At 74.7% G+C, this 24,811-nt stretch carries 19 protein-coding genes; 9 read left to right on the plus strand and 10 right to left on the minus strand.

The window, feature by feature from the left end; translation table 11 throughout:
• Window positions 1–16: 16 nt before the first annotated feature.
• Both ABD981_RS03305 and ABD981_RS03310 read right to left on the minus strand, forming a co-directional pair.
• Window positions 17–2,083: a right-handed parallel beta-helix repeat-containing protein gene (locus tag ABD981_RS03305; RefSeq protein WP_046909597.1), complete on the minus strand. Its 2,067-nt coding sequence runs from the start codon at window positions 2,081–2,083 to the stop codon at window positions 17–19.
• 13 nt (window positions 2,084–2,096) lie between these two features.
• Entirely contained in the window at window positions 2,097–4,799 is a 2,703-nt protein-coding gene (locus tag ABD981_RS03310; protein ID WP_046909596.1) for a hypothetical protein, read from the minus strand.
• A gap of 195 nt (window positions 4,800–4,994) precedes the next feature.
• On the opposite strand from ABD981_RS03310, the gene ABD981_RS03315 reads away from it, so the two are divergent.
• From ABD981_RS03315 to ABD981_RS03325, 3 genes are all read left to right on the plus strand, one after another.
• A complete protein-coding gene (locus ABD981_RS03315) occupies window positions 4,995–5,489 on the plus strand; it encodes a DUF6153 family protein (RefSeq protein WP_046909595.1) in 495 nt (164 codons plus the stop codon).
• 90 nt (window positions 5,490–5,579) lie between these two features.
• A complete protein-coding gene (locus ABD981_RS03320; protein ID WP_046909594.1) occupies window positions 5,580–6,215 on the plus strand; it encodes a DUF305 domain-containing protein in 636 nt (211 codons plus the stop codon).
• Between the two features lie 141 nt (window positions 6,216–6,356).
• Window positions 6,357–7,244: a F510_1955 family glycosylhydrolase gene (locus ABD981_RS03325; protein ID WP_046909593.1), complete on the plus strand. Its 888-nt coding sequence runs from the start codon at window positions 6,357–6,359 to the stop codon at window positions 7,242–7,244.
• A 45-nt stretch (window positions 7,245–7,289) separates the two neighbouring features.
• Here ABD981_RS03325 and ABD981_RS03330 read toward each other — a convergent pair whose 3' ends face one another.
• Window positions 7,290–11,114: a choice-of-anchor D domain-containing protein gene (locus ABD981_RS03330; protein ID WP_123954758.1), complete on the minus strand. Its 3,825-nt coding sequence runs from the start codon at window positions 11,112–11,114 to the stop codon at window positions 7,290–7,292.
• Between the two features lie 248 nt (window positions 11,115–11,362).
• On the opposite strand from ABD981_RS03330, the gene ABD981_RS03335 reads away from it, so the two are divergent.
• On the plus strand, window positions 11,363–11,770 hold the full coding sequence (locus ABD981_RS03335; protein WP_046909592.1) for a YciI family protein: 408 nt from the start codon (window positions 11,363–11,365) through the stop codon (window positions 11,768–11,770).
• 8 nt (window positions 11,771–11,778) lie between these two features.
• A complete protein-coding gene (locus ABD981_RS03340) occupies window positions 11,779–12,966 on the plus strand; it encodes an RNA polymerase sigma factor (protein ID WP_046909591.1) in 1,188 nt (395 codons plus the stop codon).
• Here ABD981_RS03340 and ABD981_RS03345 read toward each other — a convergent pair.
• Together ABD981_RS03345 and ABD981_RS03350 are read right to left on the minus strand one after the other, a co-directional pair.
• Window positions 12,963–14,615 (minus strand): amidohydrolase, encoded by a 1,653-nt coding sequence (locus tag ABD981_RS03345; protein ID WP_046909590.1) that lies wholly within the window; start codon window positions 14,613–14,615, stop codon window positions 12,963–12,965. The two genes, ABD981_RS03340 and ABD981_RS03345, sit on opposite strands and share 4 nt — an antisense overlap.
• A gap of 50 nt (window positions 14,616–14,665) precedes the next feature.
• A complete protein-coding gene (locus ABD981_RS03350; RefSeq protein WP_046909589.1) occupies window positions 14,666–16,063 on the minus strand; it encodes a purine-cytosine permease family protein in 1,398 nt (465 codons plus the stop codon).
• 172 nt (window positions 16,064–16,235) lie between these two features.
• On the opposite strand from ABD981_RS03350, the gene ABD981_RS03355 reads away from it, so the two are divergent.
• Window positions 16,236–16,847, plus strand: a complete 612-nt coding sequence (locus ABD981_RS03355) for a TetR/AcrR family transcriptional regulator (protein ID WP_046909588.1) — start codon at window positions 16,236–16,238, stop codon at window positions 16,845–16,847.
• Window positions 16,848–16,849: 2 nt separating this feature from the next.
• On the opposite strand, the gene ABD981_RS03360 is transcribed toward ABD981_RS03355, so the two are convergent.
• A complete protein-coding gene (locus tag ABD981_RS03360; RefSeq protein ID WP_123954757.1) occupies window positions 16,850–17,731 on the minus strand; it encodes a 3'-5' exonuclease family protein in 882 nt (293 codons plus the stop codon).
• Window positions 17,728–19,191, minus strand: coding sequence for a dihydrolipoyl dehydrogenase family protein (locus ABD981_RS03365; RefSeq protein WP_046909587.1), 1,464 nt, complete (start codon window positions 19,189–19,191; stop codon window positions 17,728–17,730). Before ABD981_RS03365 ends, ABD981_RS03360 begins: the two co-directional genes overlap by 4 nt.
• Window positions 19,192–19,315: 124 nt before the next feature.
• Between ABD981_RS03365 and trxA the strand changes: the two genes are divergently transcribed.
• Complete coding sequence (gene trxA / locus ABD981_RS03370; protein ID WP_046909586.1) at window positions 19,316–19,690, plus strand: thioredoxin; 375 nt, start codon at window positions 19,316–19,318, stop codon at window positions 19,688–19,690.
• Between the two features lie 66 nt (window positions 19,691–19,756).
• Here trxA and ABD981_RS03375 read toward each other — a convergent pair whose 3' ends face one another.
• The 3 genes from ABD981_RS03375 to ABD981_RS03385 form a co-directional block, all read right to left on the minus strand.
• On the minus strand, window positions 19,757–20,944 hold the full coding sequence (locus ABD981_RS03375) for a thiolase family protein (RefSeq protein ID WP_046909585.1): 1,188 nt from the start codon (window positions 20,942–20,944) through the stop codon (window positions 19,757–19,759).
• A gap of 277 nt (window positions 20,945–21,221) precedes the next feature.
• Window positions 21,222–21,491, minus strand: coding sequence for a hypothetical protein (locus ABD981_RS03380; RefSeq protein WP_046909584.1), 270 nt, complete (start codon window positions 21,489–21,491; stop codon window positions 21,222–21,224).
• A 98-nt stretch (window positions 21,492–21,589) separates the two neighbouring features.
• Window positions 21,590–22,612 (minus strand): LacI family DNA-binding transcriptional regulator, encoded by a 1,023-nt coding sequence (locus ABD981_RS03385; protein ID WP_046909583.1) that lies wholly within the window; start codon window positions 22,610–22,612, stop codon window positions 21,590–21,592.
• Window positions 22,613–22,801: 189 nt separating this feature from the next.
• Between ABD981_RS03385 and ABD981_RS03390 the strand changes: the two genes are divergently transcribed.
• Window positions 22,802–24,061 carry an MFS transporter gene (locus ABD981_RS03390; RefSeq protein WP_046909582.1) on the plus strand — a complete coding sequence of 420 codons (1,260 nt, stop codon included), beginning with the start codon at window positions 22,802–22,804 and terminating at the stop codon, window positions 24,059–24,061.
• A 34-nt stretch (window positions 24,062–24,095) separates the two neighbouring features.
• Window positions 24,096–24,803 carry an alpha/beta fold hydrolase gene (locus ABD981_RS03395; RefSeq protein ID WP_046909581.1) on the plus strand — a complete coding sequence of 236 codons (708 nt, stop codon included), beginning with the start codon at window positions 24,096–24,098 and terminating at the stop codon, window positions 24,801–24,803.
• Window positions 24,804–24,811 lie beyond the last annotated feature (8 nt).

Here is a 24,811-nt window from a genome sequence, read left to right on the forward strand (position 1 = left end):
GGGACCCGCACCGGGCTCACGCCCTGAACCGGAGGTCGGCGGCGCCCTTGAGCAGGGGGGCGTCGTTGGCCTCCGTCCATTCCCGGTGGTTGAGCAGGTCCTGCAGGCAGGTCTCGTTCGCCGTGGCGATCACGGTGCCCGGCTGCACCGCCGAGGGGTAGCCCCGGGTGAGGGCCGTGTTGCCGTGGACGGTCCCGCGGACGGCGGCCAGCGTCACCTCCACCCGGGGCGCGTCCGGGAAGGTCGCCTGGAGCACGAAGATCCCGCCGCCCTTGGCGAAGCGCGGCCTGGCGAGCGGGACGCGGTGTTCGTCGAAGCCGCAGCCGTTTCCCGTGACCTCGCTGGCGGCGTCCGCCCGGACGGCCACCCGGGTGACGCCGAACACCTCCCGCAGGATCGCCGTCCACATGTCGGGGACGCCGCCCATGTTCCCCTCGGTGTCGGCGTAGTGGACGATGCCGCCGCCCGGGCGGTCCGAGGTCGTGTTCCCGGTGATCCGGGTGCCGGTGAGGGTGAGGTCGGCGTTGCGGGCGGAGATGCCGCCGCCGCCCGGCCTGGCCCGGCGCGGCTCCCCCGGCCGGGGTGCCGGCTCCAGGCCCCGCGACACGTTGTCCTTGATCACGCACTGCTCGAAGGCACCGGCCGAGCCCATCGTGATCCGCACGCCGCCGCCCATGCTGCCCGCCCGGTTGCCGCTGACCTCGGTGGCCCGGAGCCGCACCGGGGAGAGGACCGAGGCGTAGAGCCCGCCGCCGTCGTCGGCCGCCGCGTTCCCCGTGATGCGGCACTCCCGCAGGGTCACGGCCTTGCGCCGGGCGTCCGTGATCTCCTGCTCGTTCCACGCCGACCAGCGGTCCAGGCGCAGCGCCGAGGCGGCGATCGCGTAGAAGGCGAGCTGCACGGCCTCGTCGAGCCGGCCGCTGACCAGGTCGGCGAGGATGCGCGGGGTCTTGGCCAGGACCGGGTTCGGTTCGAAGGGGTTCAGCAGCCAGCGGAGATGGCGGTACAGCTCGCTCGGGGTGAGGCCGACGATCGTGCCGGGGCTGAGCACGGCGGTACGGGCCGCCGTGGCCCGGGCGGCGAGGAACGAGATGAGGTCGAGCTCGCTGAGGTCGCGGGTGAGCCGGCCCGGGACCGAGACCTCGCAGCCGACGCCGCCGCCGTCGAGCCTGCCCCGGCGGCCGGAGGAGTTGCGGTCGATCCAGCAGCCCTCCAGCGTCGGCCAGCCGTAGCCGACGACGGCGAGGCCGCCGCCGCGGCCCTCCGCGGTGTTGCCGCGGATCAGGCAGTGGCGCAGGGTGGGGCTCGCCCAGACCGTGGCGACCCCGCCGCCGAAGGACTGGCCGGCCAGCCACATGGCGACGGTGCCGGGCGGCACCAGGGCGTCGAAGCGCTTCGCGGCCTCGGCGAGGAGCGCGGCCCGGTCGATCCGGGGCAGCGCGGGGATGCCGCCGATCAGTCTCAGCATCCCGTTGACGGCGTCGATCGTCCGGTTGACCGAGCCCACCGCCCCGGCCGGCAGGACGTCGCCGATCAGGTCGACCACGGCGGTCCGCAGCGCCGTCCGGTCGCTCTCCGGCCAGGGCCGGAAGGGGGCCGTCTCGGTCCGGTTGCCGCTGATGACGCAGCGCTCGACGAGGACCTCGTCGGCGTCGATCACCGCGATCCCGCCGCCCGCCCCGAGCCCGGGGTCGCTCGGGGTGTGCCTGGCGTGGCCGCCGTTGACCCGCAGCCCCCGGACGGTGACCGGGCCGAAGCCGCGCCGCCCGGCGGGGGTGGGCGGCCCGATGCGCAGCACCCGGTGCCGGTCGCCGCCGTGCAGGGCGGGCAGCACCCGCGGGTCGAAGCCGGCGGCGGCGGGGTCGGCCGCCGGGTGCTTGAGGAGGTGGTCGCTGGTGAGGGTGACGGGCCGGTCGAGGACGAGCTCGGGCTCGCGGTAGACGGCGTTGTCGAGGATGACGACGGTGTCGCCGGGCGCGGCGGCGCGCAGCGCGTCGGCGACGGTCCTGGCCGGTTTCGCCTCGCTGTCGAAGCGGCCGGACCGCACGCCCTTGGTCGCGTGCACGTAGCGGGTGGTGGGCATGGGCGGGCCCGGCCTACAGCTGCTGGCCGGTCTTGGGGTCGTACGCGACCTCGACGGCGACGACCTGGTCGGTGGGCAGGACCTCCACCCACTGGTCGAAGACCTGGTAGGGCTCGGCGGGCCGGAAGCCGCCGGCGAGCGGGTCGAAGCCGGTCTCGAAGACCTGCTCGCCGGCCAGGGTGCGGGGGACGCTGGTGTTGGAGGCCGCCAGTTCGGCGGCGAGGAGTTCGAGCACCTCGCCGATGCTCTTGCCCCGGTAGGTGTCGGGATCGCCCTCCTGCCAGGTGTACGGGCGCCCGAGCGCGGCCTCGCCCTCGACGCCGGCCTTGGTCAGCCAGCCGAGCGCTTCGCGCTCGTGCCCGGGCCGGATCGGGAGGACCGCCTTCACCCAGGCCGAGTTGAGGAACTCGTTGCGCCGCTCGTCGCCGTCCGTCTGCACCAGCCAGCCGAGCGAACTGCCCATGGGGGCGGGCTGCGAGTCGGCGGTGATCAGGTAGTCGACCCGCCACTCCTTCGCCGGATCGGGGCCCTTGGCGTCCGGCCCGTTGTGGGAGCTGGTGCGGGAGTAGGCGGTCGGGACCGTCTCCCCGGCCAGCGGGTCGCCGTCGGAGCCCTCCCAGCGGGCGGGCGGCACCGGGTAGCGGCCGAGCGAGTCGGGCCCGGCGGGGCCGGAGACGTCGCCGGGGCGCCAGAACTCGGGCGAGACGAAGTAGAGCATCTCGTCCACGTCGAAGATCTGCCGGATGAGCTCGGCCTCCAGGTGCGCGTCCCTGGGGTCGAACAGCCGCAGCTGTTCCAGGAGATGGGCGAAGACGGAGTGCCGCTCCTCCTTGCGCAGCTCCTCGGCGGGCCGCGGCCGGACCTTGCTGAGCAGGGTGGTCCGGTCCCGTACGGCGGCGGCGTACGCCTTGCGCTGGAGGGCGGCGACGTCCTTCTCGTACTGCCGCAGCGCCGCCTCGTACGCCACCTGGGCCGGGTCCACCGCGGGCGGCTCCCAGCGCAGCTGGAGGGTGAAGGTGATGGTCGCGGTGCCGCCGAAGTGCACGTTGTCGGCGCGGACCTGGAAGCGGCCGGTGTCGGGGCGCTGGATGACGTACCTCACCAGGAACTTGGCGTCGGTGCCGTGGCCGTTCTTCGCGGAGACGAACTGCACGAAGTCGGGGTTGGTGCTGAGGGTGAAGCCGGGGGCGGGCGGGATGGCGCCGTAGTCGAAGTCCGCGACGATGTACTCGTCCTCCTCGCCCCGCCACATCCGGTCGAAGCCGTCCTGGCGCCGCCAGTCGGCGTCGTTGTGCGGGGCGTTGGTGCTGTCGGGGTGCTCCTGGATGGGGAAGGTGCCCGTGAAGGTGGTGAGGATCGGGGTGAGCGGCTCGGGCGGTTCGGGCTTGCGCAGCGAGGTCAGGTCGGGTGCCGGGACGACGTCGACGAACTCGCCGAGGCCGAGCACCCGTCCGGGCGCGTTCACGAAGACCTGCCAGCTCATGCGGGTGCCGATGTGCTGGACCTGGACGCCCACCTTGCGCATCTTGCGGCGCAGCTCGTAGTTGGCGAGCCGGTCGGTGGTGTTCTGCACCACGTAGCGGCGGCTGGAGGTGTCGGTCGTCTCGGTCACCGTCTTGAAGGTGGTGGTGAAGTTGCGCCGGATCTCGCTGCTGACCTTGGAGCTCTGGGTGCGGGTGTGCTTGTGGGTGAGTTCGGAGGACTTCCCGGTGGTGGACTTGGTGGCGAAGCTGGCGCTGGCGTCGGCGTGGTAGACGCCGGCGAAGGAGCCGCCGGCGGAGACGGTCGCCCCGAGGGAGGTGTCGTTGGCGTTGGACTCCTTGACGGCGTCGGCCACGTCGCTCTGGTCGGTCAGGGTCTCCTCGGACCTGCGGGTGGTCTCCTCCGACTGGCTCGCGGTCCGCTCGACGAGGGTCCGGCGGGTGGTGGTCTCGACGAGCTCCACCATGCCGCCGGGACTGAGCCAGAGGTGCCCGGCGGGCGCGCCGAGGAAGGTGTCGAACTCGAAGAAGTACTGCCGGAACAGGTTGACGAGCCCCACGGGCGACAGGATGCCCTCGGTCGGCGGGTCCTGGCCCGCGAAGCGGGCGAGCGCGGCCAGCTCGGGGCTCTCCAGCGAGCGGGCGGCGGGCCCGGCGAAGGCCGCGGGCCCGGGGCGCGGCCCGTGCAGGGCGGCGAGCCGGCCGGCACCGGAGTAGCCGAGCCAGCCGGGCAGCGGCTGGTAGACGCCGAAGAGCTCGCTGGCGTACGGGAGGGTGCCCGCGAACTCCCCGACGGGACGCCCGGTGCGCACCGGCCCGGGCACGGGGGCCGTGAGCACCCGGACCGGGCCCGTGGGGCCGCCGGCGGTGGTGGCGAACGGGGTGACCGTCCACGGCTGGCCGGGGGTGCGGGTGACGAGCAGCAGGTCCCGGTCGGACTCGGTCGGCGGCGCGACGAAGGAGAGGACCAGCGGGCCGGTCGACGTCACCGTCCGGCCCGCGTACTGCCGCCCGGAGCCGGGGTCCGCCTCGATGAAGGCCCCGTCGAGGGCCGGCACCCCGGGGAAGAGCGCCGGGTCGCGCAGGTCCACGTCGGAGGGGAGGGCGAGGGCGATCCGCTGCCCGGGGCGGAGGTCGGCGGGGCCCGAGGGCTGCACCCGGTACGACCAGATCTGGTACCAGGAGCCCGCGGTGGGGAGCGGGGTCCTGCCGGCGAAGGTGACGACGATCGACATGGGCGTGCCTCCCGGCGTGGTCACGGCGGACGGGCGGGGTAGCCAGGGTGCTGCGTGATCAGGGTCGGGCGGCGGCCCGGGCCGTGTCACCGGCTTGGCGTCGACACGCCACGGGGCCGGCCGAGGGACACGCACGGGTACCCGTGCGGGGTATGGGCGGCCGGTTCGGTAAGGTCGGGACAGGAGGTCGAAGACGTGCACGTGGGACGGGCGGTACGCAGCGCCGCGCGAGCGGGAGGTGCCCTGGCGCACCTGCTGCTCGTCGTCGTGCTCGCCCTCGGCGTGTTCGTGATGCACTCGGTCGGCCACCCGGAGGGTTCCTCGGGGACCGGCGGGACGCACGGCACGGAGACGACGGCCGCGACGGCCGGGGCGCACTCCGAGGGCGCCGCCCCGGGGACGTCGTCGCACGGCTCCGCGCACGAACCGCCGCACGGCTCCCCCGACGCCCCCGCCTCCTCGTACGCGTCCACCCACGGCTCCACGCACGACTCCGGCACGGGGATGGACATGACCACGCTCTGCGTGGCCGTCCTGAGCGCCTGGCTGCTCGCCGCCCTCCTCAGGGCCGCCCTCGGCCGCCGCACGGACGGGACCGCCCCGCTCCCGGCGCGGCTGCTCCCCTCCCTGGGCCCGAACGCCCCGCCGCGCCCACCGGACCTCGCCCAGCTGTCGATCCTGCGGATCTAGGCCGTACCGCCGCCGCGGGCGCCTCGCGCTGCCCGCAGAAGCGATCGGTCCCTCCACAGAACCAACGACAGCACACGAGGTGTGACACACATGCGTGCCTTCACGACCCGCACCACCACCCGCAAGCTCGCCCTGACCGGCGCCGTCGCGGCGGCCGGGCTCCTGCTCTCCGCCTGCTCGGGCTCCGGCGACTCCATGGCCGGCATGGACCACGGCGGGAAGTCCTCCGCCTCGGCCTCCGCGTCCGCCTCCGCGGCACCCGCGTCGGCCGGTGCCTTCAACGACGCGGACGTGATGTTCGCTCAGATGATGATCCCCCACCACGAGCAGGCCCTGGAGATGGCGAAGCTCGCCGACGGGCGCGCCGAGGACCCCGAGGTCAAGGCGCTCGTCGGGGAGATCGAGAAGGCCCAGGACCCCGAGATCCGGAAGATGAGGGCCTGGCTCGAGGCCTGGGGCAAGCCCGAGGCCATGGGCGGCGGCGGCCACGGCATGGCCGGGATGATGTCCGGGAAGGACATGGCCGACCTCGCCGCCACGAAGGGCAAGGCCTTCGACCGCAAGTTCGCCGAGCTGATGATCGCCCACCACGAGGGCGCGGTGGAGATGGCGAAGACCGAGCAGCGGGACGGCCGCGACGCGGCCGCCCGGAAGGTGGCCGACGACGTGGTCCGGACCCAGGCCGCCGAGATCGCCCAGCTGAGGAAGATCCTCGACCGCCTCTGACGGCCCGGCGGCCCCGGCCGCCCCTTCCCGCACCACTCGGCCTTCTCGGCCTTCTCGCCCTTCTCGCCCTTCCCCGGGCGGCCCCGCGCGTTCGCGCCGCGGGGCCGCCCCCCTCCCCCGTACCCCTGGGACCACAGACACATGAAGAAGCACCGCGCCGCCCTCGCCGCCGCTCTCACCACGGCGCTCGCCCTCGCCCTGACCGCCTGCGGCACCGACGACGCGCCCGGCTCGGAGCAGCGCCCCGGGCGGGACTCCGCCCCCACGGCGCTCAGCCACATCCACGGCGTCGGCGCCTCCGCCGGGAAGCTGTACGTCGCCACCCACGAGGGCGTCTACACGCCCGGCGCGGACGGGCGGCCCACGCTCGTCGGCGAGCGCAGGGACGATTTCATGGGGTTCACGGTGACCCCCGAGGGCGCCTTCCTCGCCAGCGGCCACCCGGCCCCCGGCACCGGCGGACCCTCGAACCTCGGCCTGATCGCCTCCACCGACGAGGGCGCCACCTGGACCACCCGGTCGCTGGGCGGCGAGGTCGACTTCCACTCGCTCGACACCTCCGCCGACGCGACCGTCTACGGCTACGACAGCACCAACGGGCGCCTGCGGGTCAGCCGGGACGGCATCGCCTGGGAGGACCGCGCCGAGCTGCGCGCCCTGGACATCGCCGTCGCGCCCGCCGCCCCCGGCACCGTGCTCGCCACCACCGAGCAGGGCGTCGTCCGCAGCACCGACGACGGGCGCACCTTCGGGCGGCCGCTCTCGGGGCAGCTCGTGGCGTACGTGTCCTGGGGCGCCCCCGACGCCCTGTTCGGGGTCGACCCGGACGGGGTGCTGCTGCGCAGCGCGGACTCCGGCGCCACCTGGCGCCGGGTCTCCACCGTGCCGGGCGGCGCCCCGCAGGCGCTGACCGCCCTCGACGCGCGCCGGCTCCTCGTGGCCACCCAGGACGGGGTGTACGAGTCGGTGGACGGCGGGACGTCGTTCACCCGGCGGATGACCGTGGCCTCGGGCGGCGACGGCCACTGAGGACCGCCGCCGTCCGGGCGGACGGGCGCCGCCCCGGTACCCCGCTCAGTAGCCGATCCGCACACCGGTGACGGTGTGCCGGTCGGTGCGGCCGCCGGTGGTGCCGCCGAAGCCGACGAGGACGTTCTTCGGGAGCGTGACGGCCACGTCGATGACGCGGGTGCCGTCGACGCTCACCTGGAGGCGGCCGGTGGCGGTGACGACGGCGTCGACGGTGTGGCTGCCGGTGCGAAGGTTGGGCACGTTGGTCGCGGTGGCGGCGTACGTCAGGGTGGTGCCGCTGCCTCCGGTGGCGACCGCGACGAAGTTCGACGAGGGGTCGTTGACTCCGTTGTCGTAGGTGTCCAGGGTGACGGCCACGCCCGGGAGTCCGGCGAAGCCGAGGCTGCCGCCGCTGTTGGCGGCCAGCGCCTTGGGGGTGGTCCGGCTCGCGTCGAGCAGCAGCAGGGCGAGCCCGTCGGCGCCGGTGCCGCCGCCGACGGTGGTGGTGAAGCGGGCCTTCAGCCGCTCCGAGGGAACGGCGGTGGCCTGGACGGCGGAGCCGCGCTGGTAGGTCTGGACGGGGGTGAGTTCGAGGCTGGTGCCGGAGAGCCTGGCGCTTCCGTTGTACGTCCAGCCGTTGGGTCCGGGCGGCGGCACCGCGTACGCCGTGGCGGTGAGCGTGGCCCGGCGGACGGCGTGGATGTCGGTCTTCCCGCCGGTCGCCCCGGTGAAGGCGAGGAAGGCGGAGGGCGGCAGCGAGGCCACGGTGGTGCTCAGGCGCTGGGTGCCGTCGACGGAGACGGTGAGGGTGGTGCCGGTGACGGCGACCGCCACGGTGTGGCCGCCCGCGCGCAGGTTGGGCACGTTCGTCGTGGTCGAGGCGTAGGTGAGGGCGTCGCCGCTGCCGGTGGTGGCGATGCCGACGAAGTTGGCCGAGGGGTCGGCCGCGCCGTTGTCGTAGGTGTCGAAGGTGACGGCCACGCCGGGGAGGCCGGAGAAGCCGAGGCCGCCGCCTCCGGTGCCCAGGGCGCTCGGGGTGGTCCTGGCGGGGTCGAGGAGGGCGAAGGAGAGTCCGTCGGCGCCGTCGCCGCCGCCGATGACGGTGGTGAAGGAGGCCTTGAGGCCGTCGGTGAGCACGGGCACGGGCCAGACGGCGGTGCCGCTCCGGCCGGGGGTCGCCTGGGTGAGCTGGAGGTCGCCGCCGGAGATCTGGGCGCTGCCGTTGAGCTTCCAGCCGCCCGCGTTGGGCCCGGGGACGGTGACGCCGGTGCCGGCGGCCCCGGTGCCGGTGAGGGTCTCGCTCAGAGCGCCGTGTCCGTCGTCGGAGGTGAGTTCGTAGGCGGCCTGGACGGTGCCGAGGGAGGTCGGCGAGAAGGTGACGGCCTGGTGGACGACGTCCTCGGGGCCGAGGACCTGGCCCTCGCTGATCGGGTTGGTGACGAGGAAGGGGGCGGCGGGCGGTTTGGCCTTGGTGATGGTGAGCGGGATGTTGCCGGTGTTGCTGATGTCGAAGGTCTTGGTCACGGACTGGCCGACCTTCACCGAGCCGAAGTCCGTCGAGGTGGGGGTGACGGTCAGCCGGGCCTCACCGGTGACGGCGGTGCCGGTCAGGTCGACGGCGGCGGTGCCGTTCTGGCCCGTCACGGAGAGGGTGCCGGTGTCGGTGCCGTTGGTGGTGGGGGCGTAGGAGACCTGGACGGAGACGGACTGCTGGGGCTGCACGACGGTGCCGGCGGCCGGCAGGCCGGTGGTGGTGTACGGGGCGGCGGCCGGGGTCGTCGCGGAGACGGTCTCGGGCTGGGTGCCGGTGTTGGTGAAGGTGACGCCGAGGGACTTCTCGGTGCTGGTGGGCACGGTGCCGAAGTCGAGCGCCGTCGGGGCGGCGACGAGGCCGGGCCGGGTCCCGTAGCCGGTGAGGCCGAGCGCGCTGTCGCCGAGGTCGGTGGCGAAGGTCAGGACCGAGCTGTCCGGTCCGGGCGCGGTCGGGGCGAAGGACACCGGCACGGAGTAGGTGTCGCCGTTGTGCAGGGTGCGGGGCAGTCCGGCGGGGCTCGCGGTGAAGGCGCCCCCGGCCGGGGTGGTGACGGCGCCGATGGTCACGTCGCGGGTGGCGGTGACGGTCGCGGTCGCGGCGCCGGTGGAGCCGACGGCGACCTTGCCGAAGTCGAGGGGGGCGGCGGTGAGGGCGGTGTTGGCGGGGCGGCCGAAGGCGAGGACGTGGCCGTCGCGGGTGCCGACGTAGATCCGGCCGCCGTCGGTGGCGGGCACGGTGAACTTGGCGGCGGTGCCGATCGGCGCCGACCAGCGCAGCTTGAGCCGGCCGCCCACGGGGACGGCGTCGTACGCGCGCAGCCGGCCGTTGGCGCCGTTGGTGCCGTCCGCGTGGATGATCCAGACGAGGGCGGAGCCGGGGTTGGTGCCGGTGGAGGTGACCACGGGCGAGCCGGAGGTGTAGCCGAAGGTCTCGGTGCTGCTGCCGGTGTTGGTGAGCGCGGGTGCGCCGGCGCCGGTGAGGCCGTACGCGAAGGCGCGCAGCGGGCCGCGGGAGCCGGCGGTGTACACGTAGCCGCCCTGGCCGCCGTACACCCCCGGGTGGCCCCAGACGCCCTCGTACGGGCCGAAGGTGCCGAGGACCTTGTCGGTGCCGCCGGGTCCCTGGGAGCGTCCGCCGAGGTCGTCGCGGTCGAGGAGGAAGAGCCTGCCGTCCTTGCCGATCTGCACGAGGAGCCTGGGGTGGGCGCTGGTGCCGAAGGGGGTGCCGGGGAGGGCGACGGGGCCGCCGGAGCCGAGGTCGGTGTCGTTGAGGTCGAGCTGGTTGGCGTTGGAGGGGCTGAAGAAGTCCTGGGCGGACAGCGTGCCGTCGCTGTTGACGCCGAGCCGGACCACGGACTCCGAGAGCTGTCCGGGGGGCATGCTGCCGGGGCCCGGCGCGGGGGTGACGCCGTTGCCGGTGGTGAGGATGATCCGGCCGGGGCCGTCGGAGACGAGTCCGCCGCCGCTCATCCAGACGCCGGCCATGCCGTTGGCGGAGGAGTCCTCGGTGGCCCACAGGGTCGTCCTGCGGGTCGTGGTGTCGACGCCGAGGACGTAGCCGACGTACGGGCCGCGGTCGCAGTGCGAGGCGAAGCCCGCGTAGACGGAGCCGCCCATGAGGAGCAGCCCGGGGCGCTGTCCGGCCGTGTACGGGTTGAAGGCGCGCGAAGGGTCGTTCGTCGGCGCCCCGGTGACCTTGACGGGCCAGCCGGCGCGCTCGGCGCCGGTGGCGGGGTCGACGGCGTGCACGTACCAGTTCGGGTGCTGGTCGTCGGGGCCGTCGTTCACCTTGGAGGTGAGGTAGAGGGAGTCGGTCGCCGGGTCGTACACGGGGGTCGCGGTGACGCCGATGTTCGGCACCAGGTCGCCGCAGCTGATGGCGGCGGCGGGCCAGGCCGGGCCGAGGTCGCGGGTCCACCCGATGGCGCCGGACGCGGGGTCCAGGCCGTAGAGCTTGTTGTTCTCGGTGGCGACGACGAGGGTGCCGCCCACGACGAGGGGCTGGGCGTAGACCTGGCCGTCGACGGCGGTCGAGAACTGCTGGCCGAAGTCGGAGCTGGACACCTGGTCGGGGGCGAGGCCCGGCTCGTCCTGGTCCCAGCCCGTGCGCAGGGTGTCGTGCGAGATGGTGCCCTGGTCGGCGGCGGCCGCGCGCGCGGCGGGCGCCGGAGCGGGCGGTGCCGGTGCCGCGGCGACCGGGCCGGAGCCCGGCAGGGCTCCCACGCCCAGGACCAGACACATCGTCAGGAAGCGGGCGACTGCCCTGCGTCTGCTGGTCATCGCGTCCACCTTCACGTGCGCGCAGCGGGGGCGGAGCCGGTGTGCGCGCTCCGCCGTGGCCATGGTCGAAGCCATGGTGGGGCGAGCCTGCCGCACCGGGCCGCCCCGACGCGAGGGGCGCGGCACACGTCACCTGGTCGGGTGGCGCGGCCGCGTCCTGGTGGCGGTCGGGGCGGCGCGCCGGACCGGGCTCTCCGCGTTCCGGGGCTCCCCGGGAAAAGCGTGCGGGAAAAATCCGGCGCCGATGTCGAGAACGCGCGTCCGGCTCCGTCCCCGGAGTGGATGCGGCCACTATGGGCGCACGGACACCGAGGAGCGACATCATGGCCAAGTACCTGCTGCTGAAGCACTACCGGGGCGCCCCGGCCGCGGTCAACGACGTGCCGATGGACCGGTGGACGCCGGAGGAGATCTCGGCGCACATCCGGTACATGAACGACTTCGCGGCCCGGCTGGAGAAGACCGGCGAGTTCGTCGACGGCCAGGCGCTGGCCCCCGAGGGCGCGTGGGTCCGGTACGACGGCGAGGGGCGCCCGCCGGTCACCGACGGTCCCTTCGCGGAGACCAAGGACCTCATCGCGGGCTGGATGGTCATCGACGTGGACGGCTACGACCGCGCGGTCGAGCTGGCCGGGGAGCTGTCGGCCGCGCCCGGTGCGGGCGGCGCGCCGATCCACGAGTGGCTGGAGGTGCGCCCGTTCCTGTCCGCGCCCCCCACCATCACGGAGTGACACCCCCCATGGACGAGGCCCTGCTCAGGAGCCTCACCCCGGGCGTGATCGCCGTCCTCGTCCGCCGCGGAGCCGACTTCGCGGCGGCCGAGGACGCCGTCCAGGAGGCCCTGGTCGAGGCGTTCCGGGCCGGGGCGGACCAGGCACCGCGGGACGCCAAGGGCTGGCTGGTCACCGTGGCCTGGCGCAAGTTCCTCGACGCGACGCGCGCCGACGCCGCCCGGCGGCGGCGGGAGGACCGCGTCGCGGAGGAGCCGGCGCCCGGCCCGGCCCCCGCGGTGGACGACACGCTCCGGCTCTACTTCCTGTGCGCCCACCCGTCGCTGACCCCGGCCTCGGCGGTCGCGCTCACGCTGCGCGCGGTCGGCGGGCTGACCACCCGCCAGATCGCCGAGGCCTACCTGGTGCCCGAGGCGACCATGGCGCAGCGGATCAGCCGGGCCAAGCGGACCGTCTCCGGGGTGCGCTTCGACCGTCCGGGCGACGTCTCGACCGTGCTGCGCGTGCTCTACCTGGTCTTCAACGAGGGCTACTCGGGAGACGTGGACCTCGCCGCCGAGGCGATCCGGCTCACCCGGCAGCTCGCGGCCCGGGTCGACCATCCGGAGCCGGCCGGGCTGCTCGCCCTCATGCTGCTCCACCACGCCCGGCGGGCCGCCCGGACGGCGCCGGACGGCAGCCTCGTCCCGCTCGCCGAGCAGGACCGGGGCCGGTGGGACACCGCGCTGATCGCCGAGGGCGTCGACGTCCTACAGGTCGCCCTCGCCCGCGACCGGCTGGGCGAGTTCCAGGCCCAGGCCGCGATCGCCGCGCTCCACGCCGACGCGCCCACCGCCGCGGAGACCGACTGGGTGCAGATCGTGGAGTGGTACGACGAGCTGGTGCGGCTGACCGGCAGCCCGGTCGTCCGGCTGAACCGGGCGGTCGCCGTGGGCGAGGCCGACGGGCCGCGGGCCGGCCTCGCCGCCCTCGCGGCGCTGGACGCCTCGCTGCCCCGGTACGACGCGGTGGCCGCGTACCTCCACGAACGGGACGGCGACCTGCCGAGGGCGGCCCGGCTGTACGCGGAGGCCGCTCACCGGGCCGCCGACCTGGCCGAGCGCGACCACCTGACCCGGCAGGCGGCGCGGCTCAACACCCGGCTGCGGGAGGGCCGCCGGAGACAGGCCCGGCACGATCCGCACGACACGGCCTAACCGACGCTGTGCACCACCTCTCCGCCCACGACGACCGTCTCCGCGACCGTGCCGGGGATGTCGTCGGGGTCGATGCTCAGGATGTCGCGGGAGAGGACGACGAAGTCGGCCAGCTTGCCGACCGAGAGCGAACCCCGCTCCTCCTCCAGGAAGTTGGCGCGGGCGGAGCCCATGGTGTAGCCCTCCACGGCGGTCGCGACGTCGATCGTCTCGCCCGCGGTCCAGGCCTCGCCGCCGCCGGGCGGGCGGCGGGTGACGGCGGCGTGGATGCCGATCATCGGGTCCATCTCGGCCACGTTCCAGTCGCTGGACAGGGCGAGCAGCGCGCCGGCGGCGTGCAGGCTGCGCAGCGGCCAGGCCTTGTGCCAGCGCTCGGGGCCGATGTTCTCGGCCCAGTCCTGGCCCGGGCCGGCGATGTCGGGGGCGGCGTGCCGGGGCTGCATGCAGGCGGTGACCCCGAGGGCGGCGAAGCGCGGGGTGTCGGCCGGGTCGAGGCATTCGACGTGGACGACCTGGTGGCGGGCGTCGCGCGGCCCGTTCACGGCGCGGGCCCGCTCGACGGCGTCGAGGACGGTGCGGATGCCCCGGTCGCCGGTGGCGTGCACGAAGCACTGGAAGCCGCGCGCGTCGAGGTGGGTGAGGAGCGCGGCGAACTCCTCGGGCGGGTAGAACGTGTCGCCCCGGTGGTGGCCGCAGCCCGCGTACGGTTCGAGGAGGGCGGCGGTACGGGGTTCCACGACGTCGTCGATGTAGAGCTTCAGCGGCCCGACCCGCAGCCGGTCGTCGGCGAACTCCTCGGCCGCGGCGGCGAACGCGTCGAGTTCCGCCTCGGTGGTGCCGCGCGGGTGGAAGAGGGCGGCGACGATCCGGGAGCGGAGCCGGCCCTCGGCGCGGGCGCGCTGGAAGAGGGCCAGGTCGTCGAGGGAGTTCTGCGGTTCGACCACGGTGGTGATGCCGTAGCGGACGGCGTCGTCCAGGCTCTTGGCGAGGCGCCCGTACTGGCGGTCCGGCGACGCCCAGGGGACGCCGAGCTCGCGCAGGGCGCGGTGCCCGTCGCGGGACAGCCCCTTGACGGCGAAGTCCTTGACGAATCCGGTGGGTTCGCCGGTCTCCGGGTCGGTGACGGCGGTGCCGAACGGCAGCTCGGTGCGGTCGGCGCGGACGCCGAGGCGCCGCAGGGCGGCGGTGTTGAGCCAGGCGGTGTGGACGTCGTAGCTGAGGACGAGCGCCGGGGTGTCGCCGGTCGCGGGGTCCAGGTCGGCGGCGGTGGGCATCCGGCCGTCGGGGATCACGGAGTAGTCGAACGCCTCGGCCTCGATCCAGGGGGCGTCCGGGTGGGCCGCGCGCCAGGCGCGGATGCGGGCGTGCACGGCGTCGAGGTCGCGGGCGCCGGCGAGCTGGACGCAGGCGTCGTCCGAGCCGAGGCGCACGTGGTTGTGGGCGTCGACGAAGCCGGGCAGGACGAGCCGGCCGCCCGCGTCGAGGACGTGGGTGCCGGGTCCGATCCAGGCCTCGGCGCGGGCCGCGGCACCGACCCACACGATCCGGCCGTCCCGGACGGCGAGGGCCTGGGCCTCCGGGAGGGCGGGGTCGACGGTGTGGACGCGGGCCCGGGTGAGGACGAGGTCGGCGGGTGCGGGGTGGTTCATGGGGTTCTTCTTCTCTGGAGGGGTGGGCGGGGTGGTGGCGGGGCGGGCGCTCAGGCCGCCGCGGGCCGGACCGTGCGGCGGGCCAGGAGGACGTAGACGAGGGCCGAGACGGCCGAGCCGAGCAGGGTGAGGTCGGCGCCGCCCAGCGGGGCGACCAGGGGGCCGGTCCAGAGCTCGGAGTCGCAGGTCAGCGCGGCGAAGAGCATGCCGGCGAGGAGCGCGACCAGACCGGCCGGGTGCCAGCCGGCCCGGTACCGGTAGGGCCCGTCCCCGGCGAGGTGCAGGGCCTCGGCGTCGTACGTGCAGCGGCGCAGCACCATGTCGGCGAGGAAGACGCCGCCCCAGGGGGCGAACACGATGATCAGGAGGGAGAGGAAGGAGAGCAGCGAGGTGGTGAAGTCGACGAGGAAGAGGGCGCCGAGGGAGCCGGCGGCGGTGACGGCCGCGCTGACGAGGATCGCGCGGGCCCGGCTCCAGGGGATGCCGAGGACCTGGAGGTTCAGGCTGGACGAGTAGAGCGTGATGATCGAGTTGGTGACGGAGCCGCCGAGGACCAGGGCGAGGAAGACCGGCTGGAACCAGCCGGGCAGCAGCCCTTCCGTACCGGCGACGGCGTCGGTCATGTCGGCCTGGGTGGCGGCGGCGGCGCCCGCGACCCCGAGCGCCACGGACGAGAGCAGGCCACCGAGGCCGCCGCTCCAGGTGAGCGCCCTGAGGGAGGTGGTGCGGGGCAGGTAGCGGGTGTAGTCGGCGGGCATCGGGACGTACGAGAAGGGGCCCGCGAACATCACGACGAGGGCGAGGCTCCAGCCGGACGCGCCGGGTGCGGCGGCGGGGGCGGCGGTGTCGGTGCCGGGCAGCAGGAGGGCGATGAGCACGGCGAAGCCGGCGGCGAGGACGTACGCCATCCAGCGTTCGGCCCACTGGACGGTGGCGTGCCCCCACAGGGCGACGGCGAAGGTCAGGGCCAGGGTGACGCCGAGGGAGAGGGCGCGCGGGAGCGGGCCGCCGCTCCAGCCGAGGTCGGCGAGGAAGGCTTCGAGGGCGAGGGTGCCGACGACCGTGTTGACGATCGTGTAGCCGATGCTGACGACCCAGTTGAGCAGTCCGGCGGGCCAGTTGCCGCGGACGCCGAAGGCGGCGCGGGAGATGACGAGGGTGGCGGTGCCGGTGCGGACGCCGCTGAGGCCGGCGGCGCTGATGGCGAAGAAGGAGAGTCCGCCGAGCACGACGACGGCGGTGGCCTGCCAGAAGGAGAGGCCGAAGGCGACGGCGAGGGCGCCGTTGATGACGTAGGTGAAGGTGAGGTTCGAGCCGAACCAGAGCCAGAACAGGTCCTTGGCCCCGCCGTGGCGTTCGGAGTCGGGGATGGGGTCGATGCCGTGTTCCTCGACCTGGAAGACCTCGTCCCGGCCCGCTGTCGCGGGCGTCGTCTCGTGTCCGGGCACACCGCACTCCTGTCGTGGACATCTTCTTTGAATGACGTTCTAACTCTTTGAACGGCATTCAAGATGTGCGATACATTCCGGCCACGTCAAGACCCTGGCGGAAACCGGTTAGGGTCGATCCCGCCAGGAACGTGCAGGAGCGGGACACGGACGAGGAACGGGGCGGACAGCGGTGGCAGGCGCAGCACGGGTGGGACGGCGGGACGGCAGCATCACGCGGGAGCGGATGCTGGAGGAGGCCATGAACGCCATCGCCGAGGACGGACTCGCCGCGCTCACCATGTCCGCGCTCGCGGAACGCCTCGGGACGAGCGGCGGCCACATCCTGTACCACTTCGGCAGCAAGGACCTGCTCCTGCTCGCCGTGCTGCGCTGGAGCGAGGCCACCCTGGCCGAGGAAAGGCGCCTGCTGCTCGCCCGCCGGCTCACCGCGCCGCGCCGGCTCGACCTGTTCCTCCAGCTCTATCTGCCGCGCGGGCCCCGCGACCCCCGCTGGACGCTGTGGATCGAGCTCTGGGCCCGCATCCCCTCCAACGCCCAGCTCCGCGAGGCCCAGCAGGAGCTCGACAGCGGCTGGCAGGAGGACCTGGAGGCGCTGCTCGTGAAGGGCGTCGAGCGCTCCCACTTCGCCCCGCTGGACGCGCCCGCCCGCGCCTCCGAGCTCCTCGCCCTGCTCGACGGGCTGAGCACCCGCGTGGTCCTCGGCCAGGAGACGGGCCGGGACGCGCGGCCCGCCCTGGAGGCCGCCCGCGCGGCGGCGGCCCTGCTGATCCCGGCGGCCTGAGGTCAGGCGGGCGGCGGCTCCCAGGGAAGCGGCCGCACGGGGGTGAACGGCCAGTCGAGCGCGTCGGGGTGACGGCTCGTCTGCTCCGCGTACCAGAGGACCTGCTCGGTGTGCAGGGCCGGGCGGGAGAGCCGCGCCAACGGCGGATGACAGGCGGCGACGGCCTGCGCCACGCCCAGCGCCGCCTCGGCGTCCGAGGCCGGGTCGCCCGGCTGGGCGTGCGGCACGCCGTACCACGCGGCGACCGCCCGCAGCGAGCGGCCGCCGGGCCGGTAGCGGTCGGCGTGCCGGTCGAGGACGAGGGGGTCGCACACGGGCGCCGGCCCGGTGGGCAGCCGCTCGGTCAGCGGGGCCAGTCCGTGCCGGAGGAGCTCGGCGTGCAGGGTGCTCAGGACATGCGGGGCGAACCAGACGACGAGCAGTTCCCCGGCGGCGAGATGGGCCGTGACGAGGGCGGCGAGCTCTTCCAGGGCGCGGGGCGGGTCGGTGGCGACGGCGGGGACGCCGGAAGCGTCAGCGTCAGGGGCGTCAGGGGCGTCAGGGGCGTCAGGGCGCAGCATGCCGGATCTCGGATCCTGGAATCCGGGTCCGAGGTCCAGGATCCAGTCGTGCGCCGTCCCGTCGCTCCCCCGCAGGGCCGCCGACCGGATGCGGTCGATCCCCGGCCGGTGGCCGGTGGATCCGATGTCCAGGGACAGCAGCCGCCGCCGGTGCCACCCCGGATGGTCGCCGCGCGGCGGCGGCCCCGGCTCCGGGGCGTGTGCGGGGTGGTGGACCTCCCAGCCCCCCGCCCCGTGCCGCAGCACACCGGTGCCCGCCGGCACCGGCCCGCCGCACGTGGCGCAGGAGGCGTCGTACGCGTTGACGCGCTCCCCGCCGTTCACGGCGCGTCCGCGCCGTCCCGGTACGCCTCCAGGAGGCGCAGCCACACCTCGCTGAGGGTCGGGAAGGCGGGCACGGCGTGCCAGAGCCGCCCGATCGGGACCTCGCCGGTGACGGCGATGGTGGCCGAGTGGAGGAGTTCGCCGATGCCCTGGCCGACGAAGGAGGCGCCGAGGACGGTCTCGCGGTCCAGGTCGACGACCAGGCGCGCCCGCCCGCGGTAGCCCTGGGCGTACAGCCCGGCCCCGGCGACCGACGCCATGGCGACGTCGACGGCGCGGGCCCGGTGCCCGGCGGCCTCGGCGGCGGCGAGGGTGAGACCGACGGAGGCCGCCTCGGGGTCGGTGAACACCACCTGGGGTACGGCCGCGTGGTCGGCGGTGGCGGCGTGCGGGCCCCAGGCCGCCGGGTCCGCGGAACCGTCCCCGGCCGCCCGGGCCGCGATGGCCGCGCCCGCGATCCGCGCCTGGTACTTGCCCTGGTGGGTCATCAGCGCCCGGTGGTTGACGTCCCCCACGGCGTACAGCCAGTCGTGGCCCGCCACCCGCAGGCTGTCGTCCACCGGGAGCCAGGCCCCGGGCTCCAGGCCGACCGTCTCCAGGCCGATGTCCTCGGTCCGCGGCCGCCGCCCGGTCGCGAACAGCACCTCGTCGGCCTCGACCCGGTCGCCGCCCTCCAGGACCACGGAGACCGGGCCCGTGTGCCCGTCCCGTACGACCGCGGAGACCGTGACGCCGGTACGGACGTCGGCGCCGCGTTCGGCGAGGGCCGCGAGGACGTGCTCGCCGACGAACGGCTCCATCCTCGGCAGCACTCCCCCGCCCCGCACGAGCAGCGTCACGCGCGAGCCGAGCGCCTGCCAGGCGGTCGCCATCTCCACCCCGACCACGCCCCCGCCGACGACCACGAGCCGTCCGGGGACCTCGGCCGAGCTGGTCGCCTCGCGGCTCGTCCAGGGCCGGGCCCCCGGGAGGCCGGGCAGCTCGGGCAGGACGGCGCGGGTTCCGGTGCACACGGCGACGGCGTGCCGCGCGGTGAGCACCCGGCGGTCGCCCTCGGGGCCCTCCACCACGACCCGGCGGGGTCCGAGGAGTCGGCCGTGGCCCCGGAAGAGCCGGGCGCCGGTGGACTCCACCCACTCCGCCTGGCCGTCGTCCTTCCAGTCCCCGACGACGGCGTCCCGGTGGGCGAGGACGTCGCGGGCGTCGAGGGGGCCGTAGGCGTGACCGCGCAGGCCGGGCACCCTGCGCGCCTCGGAGCGCGCGATGGCGGGCCTGAGCAGCGCCTTGCTGGGCATGCAGGCCCAGTACGAGCACTCGCCGCCGATCAGCTCGGCCTCCACCACCGCGGTGCTGAGCCCGGCCGCGCGCACCCGGTCCACCACGTTCTCCCCGACCGGTCCCGCGCCCAGGACCACCACGTCGTACTCGTACTCGTGCTCGTGCCGTGCCGCTCGTGTCATGACTGACAGTCTGCCGGGCGGTGGCGCGGAATAGCGCGGCTCGATACGCCGTTGTGCGGGGCGGGTCCCGAGGGGACCGTGAGGAAGGCGCGCCAAGGACGCCGGCCCCGGAGAGGTAGGAAGCATGAGCACTGTCGAGCTCACCAAGGACAACTTCGATCAGATCGTGAGCGAGAACGAGTTCGTTCTCATCGACTTCTGGGCTTCCTGGTGCGGCCCCTGCCGCCAGTTCGGGCCGGTCTTCGAGGCGGCCTCCGAGCGTCACGAGGACCTCGTGTTCGCGAAGGTGGACACCGAGGCGCAGCAGGAGCTCGCGGCGGCGTTCGAGATCCGCTCGATCCCGACCCTGATGATCGTCCGTGACAAGGTCGCGGTCTTCGCGCAGCCGGGCGCGCTGCCGGAGGCCGCCCTCGAGGACGTCATCGGCCAGGCGCGTGGTCTGGACATGGACGAGGTGCGCAAGTCCATCGCGGAGGCGCAGGCGCAGCAGGGGCAGTGACCCGCGCGGGGTGAGGGGTGGTCCGGAGTCGCCGGGCCACCCCTTCCGCGTGCCGGGACGCGGGCGTCAGCGCTCCAGGACGAGCGCGAGGCCCTGGCCGACGCCGATGCAGAGCGCGGCGAGGCCGGTGCCGGAGCCGGCCGCGGCGAGCTGGTGGGCGACGGCACCGGCGAGGCGCGCGCCGGAGGCGCCCAGCGGGTGGCCGATGGCGATGGCGCCGCCGCGCGGGTTGACCACCGCGGGGTCGAGTTCCGGCCATTCGGCGAGGCAGCCGAGGGCCTGGGCGGCGAAGGCCTCGTTCAGCTCGAACGTGGTGAGGTCACCGAAACCGCGGCCCGCCTTCGCCAGCGCCTTGCGCACGGCCTCCACCGGGCCGAGCCCGAAGAGCTGCGGCTCGATGCCGGTGACGGCGGAGGCGCGGATCCGGGCGAGCGGTTCCCGGCCGGTGGCGCGCAGCCCCTCCTCGTCCACGAGGAGCAGGGCCGCGGCGCCGTCGTTGAGCGGGGAGGCGTTGCCCGCGGTGACGGTGCCGCCGTCGGGCCGGAACGAGGGCTTGAGGCGGGCCAGGGCCTCCGGCGAGGTGTCGTCGCGGATGCACTCGTCCCGGGCGAGCTCGACGCCCGGGTAGGGCACGACCTCGTCGTCGTACAGGCCCTTGGCCCAGGCCTCGGCCGCCTTCCGGTGGCTGGCCAGGGCGAACGCGTCCTGCGCTTCACGGGTGAGGGCGTGCTTGTCGGCGACGAGTTCGGCGCCCTCGCCCAGGGCGACGGTCCACTCGGCGGGCATCCTCGGGTTGGTCATGCGCCAGCCGAGCGTGGTGGAGTGCAGCTGCTGGTGGCCGGCCGGGAAGGCGCGTTCCGGCTTCTGCAGGACCCAGGGAGCCCGCGACATCGACTCGACGCCGCCGGCGATGGCGACGGAGGCGTCGCCGAGGGCGATCGCGCGGGCGGCCTGGACGACGGCCTCCAGGCCGGAGCCGCAGAGCCGGTTGACGGTCACGCCGGGCACCGAGGTGGGCAGCCCGGCGAGCAGCACGGCCATCCGGGCCACGTCGCGGTTGTCCTCGCCGGCACCGTTGGCGTCGCCGAAGTAGACGTCGTCGACACGGGCCGGGTCCAGGTCCGGGCTGCGGTCCACGAGCGCCTTGACGACGTGGGCGGCGAGGTCGTCCGGGCGGACGGAGGAGAGGGCACCGCCGAACTTGCCGATCGGGGTGCGGACGGCGTCGACGATGTAGACGTCGCGGATGCTCATCGGTTTCTCTCCCACGTGACCTTCGCGTACGGGCAACGGCGCGGGGAGGGCGATCGTGTTCGCCTGGTGAAGTTTCCTTCGTCCCCGCGGGCCCGAGTCTCCGCCCGTCCACGCGTGCTGTCAACGTCACCCCGGACCGCCCTGGGCCGCCCCGCGGCCCCGCGGCACCCCTCAGCCGACCCCTCGGGCCGCCCCGCGGCCCCGCTGCCCCCCCCCCAGAGAGACTCAGGCCGCCCAGCGACCTCCCGGCACCCCCTCAGACCCCGGTCAGGGCCCGTCAGGCCGCCCCGGGCTCCCTGGTCAGCGCCGTCAGGCCGTAGTCGAGCTCCCGGCCGTCGACCAGCAGCGCCTCGACCGCCCCCGTCGCGGGATCGATGTCGGCGACCACCCCATGGCCCTCGTAGATCGGGTAGCCGCTCTCACCGGTGCGGCCGGTCGCCTCGACGACCGCCGAGCGGACGGCGCTGTCCGCCACGGAGGCGTCGCCGCGGTCCTCCACGTGCGCGGGCACCAGCAGGATCTCGAAACGCTTCGGGTGAGTACTCATGGACCGACGCTAAGCCGCCCCGCCTCCCGGCGCCGCCGGGAGCACGCGGATCGGCTCCGGACGGGGCCCACGGGATCCGGGCGGGATCCCCCGCCCCCTCAGCTCGACTCCCGCCGCACCACCCGGGAGTCCAGCAGCTCCTGGCGCTCGGGCGCCGACTCCGGGTCGCGGACGACCCGGTCGACGAGCTCGGCGAGCTCACGGCCCATGACCATGTCGATGTGGACGGTGCTCAGCCGCGGCCGCAGCAGCCGGCCGATGACCAGGTCGTCCGAGCCGACCACGGCCGTCTCCCCGGGGATCGCGATCCCGGCGTCCTGGAGCGCCCGCATGAGCAGCATCGCGTACTCGTCGTTGTACGCGAACACCCCGTCCAGGCCCAGCTCGCGCCAGCGGCCGGCGAGGGCGCCGGCCGGCTCCTCCTCGTACCGCAGGGGCAGCGGGAGGACCTCGGCGCCCGCCGCCTCCGCCGCGGCCCGCACGCCCGCGAGGCGCGGCACGGAGAACATCTCCAGGCCCGGCTCCTCGGGCATCACGACCCCGATGGTCCGGCAGCCGCGTTCCACCAGGTGGGCGCCTGCGGCCCGGCCGACCTGGGCCTGGTCCATCACGAGCGCGTGGGTGCCCTCGACCCGCTGCGGGCCGACGGTGATCACGGCCTTGGCGCCGGAGCGCTTGAGCAGCTCCACCCCCTGCGGGGTCAGTTCGACCTGACCCAGCGAGACCACGGCGACCGGGCGCAGCTCGGCCCAGGCGCGGGCCGCCTCGTCCGGGTCGAGGCCCACGCTCCCGTACTGCACCACCGTGTAGTCGAGGCGGCGCAGCGCCCACTGGAGGTCGTTGAAGAAGCGGCTGTACAGCGGGCCGATCGGCACGTGGGCGGTGGGCAGCAGGACCATCCGGCTGTGCCCGGCCCGCAGGCTGCGGGCGGCGGCGTGCGGGACGTAACCGAGCTCCTCGGCCGCCTCGCGGACCCGGCGGCGGGTGGGCTCGCTGATCCGTACGGCCGCGGTGTTGTTCAGGACGTAGCTGACGGTGGCCCGGGAGACGCCCGCGAGGCGCGCCACGTCGGCGCTGGTGGGGACGGTGCGTCCGGCGGACTGCTTGGGTGACTGGCTCATCGCGACGGCATCTTTCCAGAACGATCCGGACTCAGGTCTGGCGGATGGCCGGATTCGAGTGCTACACAAGGGTTACACGGGTCACTGACACGTGTAACCACACCGGGCGCTCTCGCTCGTATTCCGCTCGTACTCCCCTCACTTTCCGCTCCCGCCCCCGCACGGGCGTCCTCACCTCAGGAGGGCATCGTGGCCCTTTCCTCCCCCGGAACCTCTCCGGACACCGGCACCGCAGGCGCCGCGTCCCCCGGCGCTCCCCGGCCCACCCGCGGGCTGCTCCCCCTGCTCCTCGCCGGCAACACGGCGATGTACGCGCTCTACGTCGGCGTCCCCGGCATGCTGCTCGCGCTGCAGATCGAGGCCATCGACCCGGCCGACAAGGTGGCCAACTTCGGCCTGGTCTCGGGGGTCTCCGCGATCTTCGCGACCGTCTTCAACCCGGTGGCCGGCGCGCTCTCCGACCGTTCGGGGCGCCGCAACCCGTGGATCCTCGCGGGCGGTCTGCTGGCCCTGCCGGTGATGCTGCTGCTCGGCAGCGTGCACACGATCCTGCTGGTGATGATCGCCTGGTGCCTCGGCCAGGCCGTGATGAACGTCTACCAGGCCGCCCTCACCTCCGTGGTGCCCGACCGGGTGCCGCTCGCCGCGCGCGGCAAGGCCTCGGCCGCCGTCGGCCTCGGCCTGCCGATCGGATCCACCATCGGCGCGCTGGTCGGCGCCGCCTTCTCGGAGGACTACCGCACCGGCTACCTCGTCTTCGGCGCGATCGTCGCCGCCACCGCCGCGCTGTTCACCTCCTGCGCCCGCGAGCAGCGCATGCCGGCCAAGGCCCCACTGCCGGTGAAGCAGCAGATCGCGGCGTTCGGCAGCGCGCTGAAGGACCACGACTTCCGCTGGGCGTTCATCGGCCGGGCCCTGCTCGTCCTCGGCTACTTCGCCGTCGCCGGCTTCCAGCTGTACATCCTCAAGGACCACACCGACCTGCCCGCCGGCCTCGGCGCCGAGGAGGCCGTGGCCATCCTGATGCCGCTCAACTCGGTGGCCATGGTGGTCTCCACGGTCCTCGGCGGCTGGCTCTCCGACCGCTACGACCGGCGCAAGCTCTTCGTCGGCGCCTCCGCCGCGCTCGCCGCCGTCGCCCTGGTCATCCCGGCCGTCTCGACGAGCTGGACCGCGATGCTCGTCTTCTCCGTCGTCAACGGCCTCGGCTTCGGCTGCTACATGGCGGTGGACACGGCCCTGGTGACCATGGTCCTGCCGAAGGCCGAGGACGCGGCCCGCGACATGGGCGTGCTGAACGTCGCCAACGCCGGTCCGCAGATCGTGGCCCCGTTCGTCGCCTCGCTGATCGTCTCGCTCAGTGGCGGATACACCGCGCTCTTCCTCGTCGCCGCCGTACTGTCGGTGCTCGGCGCACTCGCCGTGCGCCCGATCCGTACCGTGCGCTAGTCACCGCCCGCGCACCCCGCAGAGAGGCACCGCCGTGCAGTTGCACACCACCACCTGGGGAACCGGCGACCGGGTCGCGCTCCTGGTCCACGGCATCATGGCCGACCACCGCACCTGGCGGCGGGTCGGACCCGCGCTCGCCGAGCGCGGCTACCGGGTGGTGGCCGTCGACCTGCGCGGCCACGGCGCCAGCGGGCGGGCCGCCGGGCCGTCGGGGTACAGCCCGCAGGACTACGCCGACGACCTCGTCGAAACCCTGCCCGCCGGGGCCGAGCTGGCGATCGGCCACTCGCTCGGCGGCCTGACCCTGGCGACCGCCGTGGAGCGGCTCGCCCCGCGCCGGGCGGTGTACGTGGACCCGGCCTGGCACCTGCCGACCGGCCGGGCCGGCTACCGGCCCGAGCTGTTCACCCAGGCCAAGTCCCTGACCCGGGAGCACGTACGGGAGTTCAACCCGCGCTGGGCCGACGCGGACCTGGACATCGAGATCGACTCGGTACGCCTCTGGGACGAGCGCTCGGCCCACGGCCTGGTGCCCTTCGTCGGCAAGGACCTGGAGCCGGGACACCCGGTGGTGCCCTCGCTGCTCATGCTGGCCGACCCGAGCATGCTGGTCCCCCCCGAGCGGGCGCGCGGGCTGGAGGAGCGGGGTTTCCAGGTCCGTACGGTGGCCGGCGCGGGCCACACGATCCAGCGGGACGACTTCGACGGGTTCATGTCCGCCCTGGAGGGCTGGATCTGACGTACCTT

It is taken from the genome of Streptomyces showdoensis, assembly GCF_039535475.1.
Taxonomy (GTDB): Bacteria; Actinomycetota; Actinomycetes; order Streptomycetales; family Streptomycetaceae; genus Streptomyces; species Streptomyces showdoensis.